This window comes from Niameybacter massiliensis (assembly GCF_001282685.1).
GTDB classification, from domain to species: domain Bacteria; phylum Bacillota; class Clostridia; order Lachnospirales; family Cellulosilyticaceae; genus Holtiella; species Holtiella tumoricola.
Map to the genome: position 1 here is coordinate 113,998 of NZ_LN875034.1, position 14,425 is coordinate 128,422.

Below are 14,425 nucleotides of genomic sequence, written 5' to 3' on the forward strand. Positions count from 1 at the left end.
ACCCTAAGACAGTCTTTTCCTCCCTGTGATGCACAAAGACTAGACTTAAGGTAGCTTCTTGTATGTGTGGCAAAATCTTCAACTTAGAAGAGACTTCTTAAGAGGGTGCTACAGCTTTAGAGATAAGCAAGGAGTGACTGAAGGCGAAGTAATCTTGGAGTTACCGCACTATACGCTTGCTGCGTTGGTGTGCCTGCTATGAAAGGGATCCCATTGGATTTATCATGTTAGGTGTCCAAGCTAGCCTTGTATATGCTGGATTTACCTCATAAGTTGCCGTAAGTTACACATTACTTATCATGTGGGCATGAGCATTTGAAGGTAGAAGTCACTATTTAGTTAAAGGATACCCAGACACTGAGGTTGCCACCACCTACAGCACTGGGGCTAAGAGAAAATAAAGTTTAAGATCAGGGAGGAGGAACCTTATCATTTATTTTTCTTAGCATAGTATCTCAAGTTCAAGGGGCCTAGGACTTGTCCCATTGATACCGATAAGGTTATTGATAAACACCTTATATATATACATACTTTTTAACTTCCTTAAATTCGTCTAAAAATAAATAAAAAAGTTTTATTTGTTACACTTATACAAATGAATAAAGTAGCTATTGGGCAAAATAACAATGAAAAATGGACTACTCCTATTAAATGAGGAAAATGGAAGTCTACTATGATATAATTAGGGGAATACTAATTTTACAAAGAGAAGAAAGAGGACCAAATGGTGAAGGATTATAGAGAGATTCCACAGGATGCCCTATATATTATAGATACTTTAGAACAACATGGATTTGAGGCTTATGTAGTAGGTGGATGTGTGCGTGATATGATTATGGGGCGTACACCTAATGATTGGGATATTACTACTTCTGCAAAGCCAGAAGATGTAAAAAGTGTATTTAAGAGAACTTATGATACGGGTATTCAACATGGAACAGTAACAGTTATTGTAGATACAGAACATTATGAAGTTACCACTTATCGTATCGAAGGTGAATATAAAGATTCAAGAAGGCCAGAAAGTGTAAGTTTTGTAGAAGATATTACACTAGACTTATCTCGTCGTGACTTTACAATGAATGCCATTGCATATCATCCTGTAAGGGGATTCATTGACCCTTATAATGGCCAAAAACATATAAAAGAAGAATGTATTAAGTCTGTAAGAGATGCTAAAGAACGTTTTACAGAAGATGCCCTTCGTATCTTAAGAGCAGTACGTTTTGCAGCACAGCTAGGCTTTAAAATTTCAAATAATACTATAGAAGGAATTAAGGCTTGTAAGCACCTTCTTGCTAATATTAGTAAAGAGCGTATTCGTGATGAATTTATTAAAATCTGCATGTCAGATTCACCAGAAGCGATTAATATGCTCTATGAATTAGGGCTTCTAGAATACATTTTACCAGAGTTTATTAAAGCCTATGAAACACCTCAAAATCACCCTCATCATATTTACAACGTAGCACAGCACACATTAGTAGCTATGAAGCATACACCAAAGGATGAGGTATTAAGATTAGCTGTACTTTTACATGATATTGGGAAACCTCTTACAAGAACAACAGATGCAAAAGGAATAGATCATTTCTACAATCATCCAGAAAAAGGTACTGACATTGCTAAGCGTGTCCTAAAGGATTTGAGATTAGATAACCAGACTATAAAGGAAGTAACGCTTTTAGTCAGCCTACATGATTATCATCTTAGAAAGAAAATTAATAAGTTTTATATTAAACAAATTCTGAAGGTAACAGGTGAAGAACTATTTGATAAGCTTCTTATTATTAATGAGGTAGATGCAAAGGCTCAAAATCCAGATAAGTATCTTGAGAAAGAAAAAATGATTCAAATAATACGTGGAATGAAAGAAGAAATTGTAGCGAATCAAGAGTGTTATAACTTAAAGATGCTTAAAGTTAATGGAGGAGATCTGATTAAGATGGGTATTACTCCAGGTAAAGAAGTAGGTGATAAGTTAGAAGAACTATTAACTTATGTCATGAAGCATCCAGAAGCGAATGATAAAGTTACATTAGAAAAGTATATACAAGAGTCTGCACGAGCTATATAGAATGTTGGACTAATCTATAATAATATATGAAAAGCCCTTATCAACTAATAGGATTGAGTTGATAAGGGCTTTGTTGCTAACATTTATAAATACTAATTCCTAAACATCCCCTAGTTTAGAAGAAAGAGTACTTTATAAATACTGTTTTTAGAATGATCTAAAGCATAATAAGATGAACTATCTTGAATTTTTACAAAAGAAAAGACAGTAGCATTTCCCGAGAAATCATAAATTTTCACCTTAAGATTAGGTTGGTTAAAGCCATATGAAGAAATAATATGTTCTGAAGCATCATCAATAATAAATTGATCTACTTTTGATAGTGATAAAAAGTTAATCAACTCATCAACCTCTTTTTGAGATAAATTTTCTCCATAAAAAGCTTTATTACCTTCAATAGATACTGGTTCTATAGCATAGTGTGTATCTGGTGTTGTTACATTAATTTTTGCAACTTGTTCTGGATTAAAAGGAATATATTGTTTTGTTCTCCAAGAAGCAAGGTCTGAGGAAACAAAATCAAAAATATCTTTTTTAATCGTATAAATGCATCTAGTCAAAGGACTATATGCGTAATAAGTGGTGTCACTTGCAGCACTACCAGCAATTAATGTATACTCAGCTCCATTTTCATCAACAAGCGTCATTGTAGGAGAATAGTCATAAATACCATAAGAAGAAGGATCAGTAACTTCTGTTTCTATAGTATGAATAAGACCTGGACTAACAAACTGAGAAATAACATTATAAACATATGTAGAGTCTGCAATGGACTGAATAGGGTTTGTAATAAACCATTCGTTATCTATTCTTTCTGCTACAAAGGAAGAAGAATGAGCAGAAAAATGAACTTGTTGTATCTCCGAAATATCTTTGTCCCATGGTAGTTGAGCCAAGTTAGAAGTATGTGCTAAATATGGCTCGTTAGTACTTTGTTCATACATGATTAAGAACCATGTACATACAAAAAATACTGCAATTGGTATAAACCATCCCTTACGTTTCATGTGATCACCTCAAAAGTTGTATGCTTGACAGGGTCTATTGTATCACATAATTGTGAACGAATAATAGAAAAGAATTTTAAAATAGATATTTTTTTTTAGGACTTATCATATACATAAGAAAGGTGAGGAAATAAAACACTGGAGGGGGGGAGAAATGGAATGAAACAAGTAGGGAATGAGCTGTTTAATCAGTATGACATTAGTATAAAAAAATTCCAATATAGTCGTAGCAATTATTACTTGGATACGAAGCAAGGGCAACTCTTACTTAGAAAGACGTTAATTCCAAAAGAGCAAATTGTTTTTGAGCATGAAGTAACCCAACAGTTGTTGGATAAAGGATTTAATGAGATTAATAAAATCTATTTAAATAAAAAACAATTGCCGTATGGTACTTATCTAGATAAGTGCTTTGTCCTACAATCTTATGATAAAATTACAGAGATAGACTTTGCAAATCGTGAAGAACTTAAAGCAAGTATGCAAGTATTAGCAAGATTTCATAAAGCTGCATGTCATATTGAGTCTAAAGTACGTGACATAGAAAATATTGGTTCAAAAAATATATACGAATATTTTCAAAAACGTATGTTAGATGCAAAAAGAATGAAAAAGAAGATTTCTGGTTTCTCACAAAAGACCAAATTTGAAATCATGTTTTTAGAAAGCTATAGAGACTATGAAGAATTGCAGTATAGTGCACTAGACTTGGTAAATACTGAAATAGCAAATCAATTAATTACAAAAGCTAAAGTAAATAAAACAATTATGCATAATGATTTTACTTACCATGCAGTAGGAAGATTAGAAGACAATACCTATAAGATTATGAATCTAGATAATTGCACTTATAATATTCAACTGTTAGACTTAAGTAATGTATTAACAAAGATTATGCAAAAAAATAATTGGGATATTGGGCTCTTAGATGAGCTTATTAATAGTTATGCATGCATTAATACATTAGAAGAAGATGAAGTAAGAGCACTTAAAGCAATGCTTATTTTCCCAGAAAAATATTCTAATATCTGTTTTAAGTATGCCACATCTAAACATCGTAATAACTACAGCATGTTTGAACATAAGTGGGAGAACATGTTAGTCTATAAAGATGAGCAATTAACTGCTGCAAAAGAACTTATTAAACATTTATAAGAGGTACAGATGGTTAGATACTAAGAAATTTAAACTAGGAATAAAATAGAAAAATACAAAGGAGTATAAAGTGAAAAAGAATAAGACTTTTATTACAACTGTAATTATCTCATCAATAGTGGGATTTATGGTGCTTCTCATTGTCATGCTTGTAGGGATTAAGTATTTTGTAACGGAAACAGTTCCAAAAGAACCCTATAAAGCAATAACAAATGAAGTAAAAGACGATAATTTTTATATAACAATTACAGGGGTTATAAGAAATTTAGAAGAACAAAGCATTGATATCTTAGATATAGAAAAAAGAGAAATAAAGACTTATCAAGTTCAAACAACAACTAGGGTACAAGATAGTACTGAAAAGACAATGCCATATTCAGCATTAAAAGTAGGAGATATTGTAGAACTTATTTACCAATCACAAAAAGATAATTTAGTATGTGTTAGAATCTCACCGAACGCTTTTACAAAGACAGACATGAAGAATTTAGACATTGATCGATCTAATCGTACCCTTAAAATAGGGAGTGTACTCTATCATTATACCGGTCATACCAATATTGTTGATGAAGAAGATAACATGATTAATATGCATGAGGTTAATGACTACGATATCTTAGAATTAAAAGGAATAGATGATCAAGTATTCTCTGTTAAGGTACTAGCTAGAGAAGGCTATATACATATAGGTAAGTTACCTATATATGATGGTTATCTAGAAATTAATAGAAATAGGCAAGTTCCACTTTCAGAGGATATGAATCCATTACCATTAGTTGCAGGAGAACATAATGTAGTACTTCAACTTAAAGGGTATGAACCAATTACAAGGACTATTACTATTGAATCAGGCAAGACATTAGAGCTTGATCATGAAGAGTTTAAAAGACTTCAAACTACTCTTACTATTCAGGTGCTTAATACAGATCAAGATTATAAGGTAAAGATAAAGGATAAAGTTTATAAAAAAGGTGAAGTGATCACACTACCTACAGATACCTATACAGTAGAAATTACAGCATCAGGGTTTAAACCTTATGTACAAACCTTAAACTTACAAGAAGGCAATGTAGTGATGAAAGCTAATTTAGTATCAGAAGTAAGTGAAGAGGAAGAAAGTTCAAGTGAGTCTGAGAGTAAGAAAGAAGAGCAAGATAATAATCAAGCGAATCAAGTAGATTACAAAGTAAGCATTTCAAGTGACCCAAAGGATGCTGAAGTCTATATTAATGGAGCGTATAAAGGTATAACACCTTTTAAAGGAACTTTAGAAGTAGGTGAATATAGTATTATCCTTAAAAAAGAAGGGTATAAAAACTATGAAACTAATATCTTAATCGATCAAAGTGATGATCAAAATAGTTACCTTTATACACTTATTCCTAATTAAAAGAATGGAGTTGCTACTTTAAAGTAGCAGCTCTTTTTTGCGTGGCTAGACCTTATCTTAAGGCAACTAACATAAATATTTTATGTAGTGAAAACTTAGTAGTTGAGATAGACCGGTCGGCACTACGTGTGTGCTCTCCCTTTCGCTTTTGCTCAAATGGACTAAGAATGTGTAAACTCTTATTCAGTCAGAATGTGCGAAAACTCGCTAACGCTCAAACATTCGCACAAACCCCTTCCTTCATATTCGTTAACACATTCTAAGTCCATTCTCGAAAAAAGCTCCAGTGAGGTCACCCACGCATCACCGCCCTTTTCTACTCAGTTAGGTAAGTTTTCACTTCCAGTAGTTCACCATGGTGAAGAGATAGGAGTAAATGTTTCTTCTTTCAGGGCAAAACCTTGCATATTTCAATGTCTTTTGTTATCTCTCTACCGGAAGGGTCTATGATGTGATGGGCTGTAAGGTGAGTTATTGTATGGAAACTTTCTCCACAGACTTTTTAGAGAGGCTTAGTGAGTGGAATCAAACTGGTTTTAGGGAAATGTCTGAAGAAAAGTGCACTTCTTTTCTGAGTTTTGACCGTTAGTTTGATGAAATGAGTTTAGCCTGTCTTAAAAGTCGAGGACTAGAAGTTGGAATACAATAAGCTTGCCTACATGCCCTCACACCTAACCAAATATTTATTTGTTTATAATTAACTTTAAAAGTTGGAAAAGTTATAATATAATGTAAAAGTGTAAAAATATGGTTTAAGGGGGCTCAACATGAGTTATAAAGAAAAATATCAAGAGTGGCTAGAAAGTCCTATTTTTGATGAAGCAACAAAAGATGAGTTACTTGCACTTAAAGGGAATGAAAAAGAGATTGAGGATAGGTTCTATACAGAGTTAGAATTTGGAACAGCAGGTTTAAGAGGTGTTATTGGAGCAGGGACTAATAGAATGAATCCTTATATTGTTAGAAAGGCAACACAAGGTCTTGCTAACTTTTTAAATAGACAGGCTTTAACTAATCCTAAAGTAGCTATTGCTTATGATTCAAGACATTTCTCAGATGTATTTGCTAAAGAAGCAGCACTTGTACTTGCTGCTAATAATATTACAGCTTACTTATATGATTACTTAAGACCAGTACCGATGCTTTCCTTTGCTGTAAGGTACTTAAAGTGTGATGCAGGTATTGTAGTAACCGCTAGCCACAATCCACCTGAGTATAATGGGTATAAAGTATATGGTAATGATGGTGCTCAAGTTATTGCACCTTATGACCAAATGATTATTGAAGAAGTTAATGCGATTACTGACTTTAATGCCATTAAGACAATGAGTGAAGAAGAAGCTTTAAGTTCAGGCAAGCTTGTGATGATAGGCAAAGAAGTAAGCCAAGCTTATATTGAAGAAGTTAAAAAACAAGTTTTAAATCCTGAGATTATTAAAGAAGTTGCAGATGACTTTAAGATTGTTTATACACCTATTCATGGAACAGGAAATAAACCAGTAAGAAGGATATTAGATGAAGTAGGCTTTAAGAATGTATATGTTGTAAAAGAACAAGAAGAGCCAGATGGCGCATTCCCAACTGTACAAAGTCCTAACCCAGAGAATAAGGAAGCCTTTAACTTAGCAATAGATTTAGCTAAAGAAGTAGGTGCAGATATTGTAATGGGAACAGACCCAGATGCAGACCGTGTAGGCGTACTCGTACGTGACCATGAAGGTGAATATGCTGTTTTAACAGGGAATATGCTTGGTGCCATGCTTACAGAATATATTCTTTCTCAGAAAAGCAAGCAAGGTACATTAGAAAAGAATAGTGTAGTGATCAAAACCATTGTAACAACAGAGATGGTAAGACCTATCTGCGATGCTTATGGTGTAGATGTTATGGAAGTTTTAACAGGTTTTAAATACATAGGAGAACAAATTAGACTATTTGAAGAACATCATAATAGAAGTTATGCTTTTGGATTTGAAGAAAGCTATGGTTGTTTAGCAGGTACTTATGCAAGAGATAAAGATGCAGTTGTAGCATGTATGCTTGCAGCAGAGATGGCAGCATACTATAAGACAAAAGGTATGACACTCTATGATGGGCTTATAGAACTCTATGAGAAATATGGATATTATAAAGAAGCTGTACAATCTATTACCTTAAAAGGAATAGAAGGATTAGAAAAGATTAAAAATGTAATGGAAAATCTCAGAAAAGAATCACCTGAGAGCTTTGGAGAATACAAGGTGCTTTGTACAAGAGACTACAAACAAGGTGTAGGAGACCTTCCTAAATCTAATGTTTTATACTATGCATTAAATGATGGTGCGTGGGTATGTGTAAGACCATCTGGTACTGAACCAAAGATTAAATTCTATATAGGAATAAAAGGAACAAGCGAAGAAGATGCTTGTAAGAAGGTTGAAGTTATTAAAGAGGCAGTTAATGTACTAATTGCACCTTGGATAAAGTAATAGAAAAATCAAAAAAGTTTTTGAGATGTTTCAAGGCATGAATAGGCTTGAAGCATCTTATTTTTTACTTCAGGATTCCCAAGAAATGGAAATGGTGCTAGGATAGTCTCATGAAACGCCAACACCTATCACACAGATGAAAAATTAGGGGGAATACAGATGATCAAACTACATATTTTAGAAAAAGTAATGGAAGTTGTAAACAGTGTAAGTAAATGGGCTGCTACTATGAAGGACAAGCATGAAGAGAAAAAATTAGAAAGAAAACTTGCAAGAGTGGAAGCTAGAACAGCTAAAAAACATTTACTTAATTTATTTAAATTAAAAAGACGTAAACATCAAGAAGAGCATATTGAGGAAAGCTACTCTACCTTACAAACAAATGTAAAACTTATGAGTAAGGCTAAAGAGATGAAACAGATGATGCATTCTATTAAAAAAGATAATGTCATCTATTTATTACGATATCCGCTTAGGAATCAACGCCAGGATCTCTACTATAGAGATAACGTCGTTTACATAGATTTTGAAAAATTAAAAGATCATTATAACAAAGAACACTATCGTGTAAAACTCCATTCTAGAGAGCCAACACATTCATCATATGGTTAATACTCTTGATACATAGGCATAGGACTTCCTATTCATGTAATAAAATATAGAGATATCGTGACTAGGAGTCTTAATGTATGGTTATTGCAGTCGGAGATTATGTTGTACGTATTTCATATAATAGAGATGTTTTATTTAAAGTATTAGAAATAAGGCCTGACGGTATAGTGAAACTGAAAGGAATTTCATACAGAATTATAGCAGATGCACCTATAGAAGATCTAGAACTTGCGGGAGGGATGCGATTTACAAATAAAGAAAATGATTTAATGGAAAAAATTCAACAGACAGTAAAAAATTTAGTGCTCGAAAAGCAACTCACAAAAGACAAAAACAAACCTATACTCCAAAAAACAGGGAAAGTACTACACATAGATGGAGATACCTTTTATCTCAGCTTATGTATGAAGTACTATGATATATTGGGAGTCAATGCGGTTGGTGAAAATGTCTTAGAGTTTGAGCAACCCAAAAAAATTAGTAGTCTTTTGCAAAAGCACAATCCAGATATACTTGTTCTGACCGGACATGATTCATTGAACAAAAAGTATAAAAATTTATTTGATATTAATGAGTATAAGAACTCAAAATACTTTGTAGAAGCCATAAAAGAAGCTAGAAAGGTACCCCAAGGAAATAAGCAACTTATTATTTTTGCTGGGGCGTGTCAATCTTTCTTTGAGGCTCTCCTAGAAGCAGGAGCGGATTATGCAGCCTCACCAGAAAGAGTACTTATCCATGCCCTTGACCCAGTATTCATAGTAGAGCGTATTGCGTACTGTCCATTTAATGAAGTGTTATCCATAGAAGAAGCCATTAAAAATACAGTCACCAAATTTAAAGGTGTAGGAGGGTATGAGATTCTAGGGGTAGCACGTAAAGGTGGGCCAGTAGTAGGAGCATTCGACGATAAATCCTAACGGCGCAGGAGTAGATCGTTAAAAGAAGGTAGTCAACCGCCAGGCTGCCTTTTTTTTGTGTTCAAAAAAGGTATATTACAGGTTGTACATGAATATAAATGAAATAGAAGTTAGTCCAAAATGTAAAAATCATGGCATAACTAGATAACTCTTACTCATATACATAGGTAGAGTGTAAAGGTTAGAAGAGGAGGATCGTAAAATGTCAGTAGAGCTTATAAGAAAACAAATGGGCTTGAATGAAATGACTAGAAGAGAAAACGTACAAGTTGTTAAGGAAAGAGACATTATTGTTCCAGATGGAAAGCCAGACATGCAAAGAGTACTATATTTAGATGGAGACATTAATATTGATCAAATTGATGTGCAGGAGGATAGAGTTGTTTATAAAGGGCAACTTGATACAACTATTCTTTATGTTCCTCAAAACAATTCAAAAGAAATCTATACTATGAAAGGTAGCATTCCTCTTGAGGATTTTGTTATTTTAGATGGTGTAGACAATGACCAACGTATAGCCTTCAACTATAATATTGAACATATGCATTGGAATATTTTGAATGAACGTAAACTTAATGTTAAAGCTATTATTGGTGTTAGTGTTGAAGCAACAAAACCAAAAGAAATAGAGCTTGTAACAGATGTTAGAAGTGATAGCCCTATTCAAACAAGTTTTGATACTGTAAGTATTGTTAGACCATCACAAAATGGTGTGGAAAAACTTATAGTGAAAGACGAACTGACAATTCCACAAGGTAAAGCAAGTATCGCTGAAATTCTTAAAATGAACACAGAAATTAAAGAAGAACAAATCAAACGTACAGACAGTGAGATTTTATACAATGGTATTGTTGAAGTAAGTACTATGTATACAAGTCAAGATGAAGATAAACCTGTTGAAGTTGTTAAACACCGTATTCCTTTTGCAGGAAGTAGTGATGTAACCAAACCAGGTGAAGAAGTTTATTGGAATTGTGATTTAACTGTAAAACCAACCTATATGCAAGTTTCACCAGACTATGATGGAGAAGATCGTATTGTAGAGGTTGAATGCATTGTAGAAGCTAAATACAATACATATGATAAGAATGATGAAACAATTATAGATGATGTGTATTTCCCAGGTAAAAAAGTAACAATTGCAAACAATACTTCTGATTATATGACTTTAGCTTCAAAAGGAGCTGCTAAAGCATCTAAAAAAGAAATGGTAACTGTAGATAGTGGCGCACCAGACACAGAGCAAATCTTTAGTGTAACTTTAAAACCTATGGTTGAAGAGAAGCAAATTAATGGTGACAAGCTGACAGTTAGTGGTATGGTAGAAGCTAAAATTGTATATATTGATCCAGAGAACATGAATATGGTTCAAACTGCAGTAGAAATGTTACCATTTAACCAAGAACTTGTAATTGAAGGACTTTCTAAGGATGCTTACATTGATGTTAAAGTACAACCTAAAGATATAGAAGTAAGTGCTTATAACAAAAATGATCTTATGATTGACTATGCACTTGACTATATCGCAAATGTTTATAAAAAAGATATAGTTCAAACCATTAATCAAATCAACGTAGAAGATATGGATAAAGAAGAACTTAATAATTATCCAAGTATTACAGTGTATGCAGCTAAAAAAGGAGATTCTCTTTGGAATCTTGCAAAACGTTTTAATACAACGGTTCAAGATATCGTTGAAATTAATGATTTAGATGAAAATGCAGCACTTAATTTAGGTCAAAAACTTATTATTTTAAAGAAAACAAAGTTCTAGTTAAATAGCTCTAAGAATAATTTTGACTATTATAAAAATTATTCTTAGAGTTATATTTTTATGATTTATATTAATAGACCTGTATTGAAATGTTTGCTATAATTTTTATAAGAAGTATACTATAAAAAACAGAAAATATTATAAAGGGGGATACAATGAGCAATATTTTACTTGAAACAGGGAATGGCGAGTTTGAAATTGTAGAGTTTTTAATAAACGGAGCTCGCTACGGTATTAATGTACTGAAGATTAAAGAGATAATTAGAATAAATGAGGTATCTCCAATACCAGGGAGTCCGAATGATATAGTAGGACGTGCTGTAGTACGTAATAACATGGTATCAACAATTGATTTAAAGAAAGTACTTAATAAAAAAAGTACGGATATAACAGATGGTGCTTTAGGGTTACTTTGTGAACTTAATCAAACTACAGTTGTATTCCTTATTGAAGAAGTAGCAGGAATTAGACGTGTAAAATGGTCAGAACTAGATAATACTCATGCACTAGATAATGATTCATTAGTAGTAGGAAGCGTATTATTAGACGAAAAAATTATTATGCTTCTTGATTTTGAAAGTATTTTACTTTCATTAAATCCAAAGAATAACTTCTATAATGAAAAATATAGAGACATGTGTGATAATAGTGAAGAAAAAAAACATATTAGAAGTAAAATGGATCTTATCTTAGCAGATGACTCAAGAGTGGTTAGAGAACTACTTAAAAATGCATTAGAAGACGCTGGATATACAAATCTTAGATTCTTTAATGATGGTGCACAAGTATATCAATACTTAGTAGATGTTAAAGAAAATTATGGAGATAATTTTAAACAACAAGTCAATCTTCTTATTTCAGATATTGAAATGCCAATATTGGATGGTTATTCTTTAACAAAAAAAATAAAAGATGATAAGATTTTAAATACTTTACCAGTTATTTTATTCTCCTCTCTTATAACAGAAGATTTACAAAGAAAAGGTGAGAGTGTTGGAGCAGATGCTCAGATTAGCAAACCAGACATTAAACAATTAATTTCTATTGTAGATAACTTGATTGGAATTAGATAAATAGTGAAGTTTTAATGAAGCTACAGACACAAAGGATATCCTATTAAAGGGTATCCTTTGTTCTTTGTATACAAGAAATACATTTCCATTGACTAAGTCTTTTTTTAAGGGGTATAATATAAAAAATAATAAAAATAAAGGAGCTACTGATGGATACAATAATACTTAAAGCTAGAGGTAAGATTAATCTTACACTAGATGTAGTAGGTAAACGTGATAATGGCTATCATGATTTAAGAATGATCATGCAAACTATTAATCTGCATGATACAATTACGATTACAAAAACTAAAACAGAAGGTATTCGAATCAATAATAATTTAGCATGGCTCCCGAAAGATGATAAAAACATTACCTATAAAGCAGCTGCAAAGTTTTTAGAAGAAAGCAATATAAAAGCAGGTATTTATATAGATATATTTAAACGTATTCCTGTTGCAGCAGGACTAGCAGGCGGTAGTAGTGATGCTGCAGCTGTGCTAGTAGGGCTTAATAAATTATTTGGTACGCATTATAGTAAGAGACAACTTATGAAAATGGGTGTAGAAATTGGGGCAGATGTACCTTTTTGTATTTTAAGAGGGACAGCATTAGCAGAAGGAATTGGTGAAGTATTAACACCACTACCATCATTGCCTCCAATGCATATCTTATTGGCAAAGCCTAACATTAGTGTTTCTACAGCTAGTGTATATAAAGCTTTAAATATAGCAGAAATAGAAAAGCATCCTGAGACAGATGATTATGTTGAAGCAATTAAGAGGCAAGATATTGACTACATGACGACACATATGGGAAATGTTTTAGAGGACGTTACAATTAAGATGCATCCTCAGATAGAAGAGATTAAGCAAGATATGATACGTATGGGGGCACTAGGAAGTATGATGAGTGGAAGTGGCCCAACTGTATTTGGTATTTTCCCAAGCAAATATGAAGCAACATTGGCGGCAGAATATTTCAAGAATAAATGTGGATTAAGAGAAGTACATGTAACGAGTACATTTTGCAAGGCCAAAAGAGAGGGGAAAAGAAGACATGAAAGAAAAAGATACAAACACAAACATGAAGATAAATGAGTACTTACCATTAAGGGATATTGTATTCCAAACACTTAGAAAAGCGATATTAAATGGGGAATTAGAGCCAGGTGAAAGGCTTATGGAAACGCAATTAGGTGAAAAGCTAGGTGTAAGTCGTACACCTATACGTGAAGCAATACGTAAGTTAGAGCTAGAAGGACTTGTTGTAATGGTACCACGTAAAGGTGCACAAGTAGCACAATTTACAGAAAAAGATATTGAAGATGTACTTCAAGTAAGGGCAGCATTAGAAGCGTTATCAGCAAAACTTGCATGTAGACATATGGATGAACGTTCTTTCTTAAAACTTCAGCTTATTATTACAGAATATGAGTATGCGGCTAAAGAAGATGATATAGAAGTAATGATTCAAAAGGATATAGAATTCCATGACACAATTGCATTAGCTTGTAAAAATGAAAAGCTTATTCAACTTTACAATAATATGAGAGAGCAAGTACAGCGCTATCGTATTGCTTATCTTAAAAATACTGAAGAAAGCAATGCAGTAATTGCAGAACATAATGAAATTCTGAATGCATTAAAAGAAAGACAAGAAGAAGTAGCAGCAGGGTTAGCAACAAAACATATAGAAACTCAATGTAGCTCAATTATGAAATTTATTCACAGTAAAAATAGATAATAGTGCGTAAAAAGACTAACAATGGCATGTAAACAAGCCATTGTTAGTCTTTTTTTGTAACTAAATGTAAAATAGATGCACATTTATTTGTATGCAAAAATGATTAAACGCACAATTTATAGACTGAATATGTGACAAAAGAATAAAAGTGTGCAAAAAAAATTAATACATATTAACTAGGCGTAAAACTAGTAATTATAACGTTTTCGCACAATTAACTAGAA

Annotated in this window: 11 protein-coding genes; 10 read left to right on the top strand and 1 reads right to left on the bottom strand. The window is 32.7% G+C overall.

The features are described from left to right. Window positions 1-727 precede the first annotated feature (727 nt). The gene (locus tag BN2390_RS03105) at window positions 728-2,077 is read left to right on the top strand and encodes a CCA tRNA nucleotidyltransferase (RefSeq protein ID WP_242847638.1); all 1,350 of its coding nucleotides are present in this window, start codon (window positions 728-730) and stop codon (window positions 2,075-2,077) included. A gap of 110 nt (window positions 2,078-2,187) precedes the next feature. Here the strand turns inward: BN2390_RS03105 and BN2390_RS03110 are convergent, their stop codons facing one another. Then, the gene (locus BN2390_RS03110; RefSeq protein ID WP_053982887.1) at window positions 2,188-3,084 is read right to left on the bottom strand and encodes a DUF4340 domain-containing protein; all 897 of its coding nucleotides are present in this window, start codon (window positions 3,082-3,084) and stop codon (window positions 2,188-2,190) included. A 159-nt stretch (window positions 3,085-3,243) separates the two neighbouring features. Between BN2390_RS03110 and BN2390_RS03115 the strand changes: the two genes are divergently transcribed. From BN2390_RS03115 to BN2390_RS03160, 9 genes are all read left to right on the top strand, one after another. Next, entirely contained in the window at window positions 3,244-4,239 is a 996-nt protein-coding gene (locus BN2390_RS03115; protein ID WP_053982888.1) for a protein kinase family protein, read from the top strand. Window positions 4,240-4,309: 70 nt separating this feature from the next. Continuing rightward, entirely contained in the window at window positions 4,310-5,629 is a 1,320-nt protein-coding gene (locus BN2390_RS03120) for a PEGA domain-containing protein (protein ID WP_053982889.1), read from the top strand. A gap of 767 nt (window positions 5,630-6,396) precedes the next feature. Then, window positions 6,397-8,097 carry a phospho-sugar mutase gene (locus BN2390_RS03130; RefSeq protein ID WP_053982891.1) on the top strand — a complete coding sequence of 567 codons (1,701 nt, stop codon included), beginning with the start codon at window positions 6,397-6,399 and terminating at the stop codon, window positions 8,095-8,097. A 159-nt stretch (window positions 8,098-8,256) separates the two neighbouring features. Then, complete coding sequence (locus BN2390_RS03135) at window positions 8,257-8,709, top strand: hypothetical protein (RefSeq protein WP_053982892.1); 453 nt, start codon at window positions 8,257-8,259, stop codon at window positions 8,707-8,709. Window positions 8,710-8,786: 77 nt separating this feature from the next. Continuing rightward, window positions 8,787-9,629 (top strand): sporulation peptidase YabG, encoded by an 843-nt coding sequence (gene yabG / locus BN2390_RS03140; protein WP_053982893.1) that lies wholly within the window; start codon window positions 8,787-8,789, stop codon window positions 9,627-9,629. Between the two features lie 202 nt (window positions 9,630-9,831). After that, window positions 9,832-11,403, top strand: coding sequence for a DUF3794 and LysM peptidoglycan-binding domain-containing protein (locus tag BN2390_RS03145; protein WP_053982894.1), 1,572 nt, complete (start codon window positions 9,832-9,834; stop codon window positions 11,401-11,403). Window positions 11,404-11,558: 155 nt separating this feature from the next. Then, window positions 11,559-12,476: a chemotaxis protein gene (locus tag BN2390_RS03150; RefSeq protein ID WP_053982895.1), complete on the top strand. Its 918-nt coding sequence runs from the start codon at window positions 11,559-11,561 to the stop codon at window positions 12,474-12,476. 149 nt (window positions 12,477-12,625) lie between these two features. Continuing rightward, complete coding sequence (gene ispE / locus BN2390_RS03155; protein WP_053982896.1) at window positions 12,626-13,555, top strand: 4-(cytidine 5'-diphospho)-2-C-methyl-D-erythritol kinase; 930 nt, start codon at window positions 12,626-12,628, stop codon at window positions 13,553-13,555. Beyond that, complete coding sequence (locus BN2390_RS03160) at window positions 13,515-14,201, top strand: GntR family transcriptional regulator (protein ID WP_053982897.1); 687 nt, start codon at window positions 13,515-13,517, stop codon at window positions 14,199-14,201. Before ispE ends, BN2390_RS03160 begins: the two co-directional genes overlap by 41 nt. The last annotated feature ends 224 nt before the right edge of the window (window positions 14,202-14,425 follow it).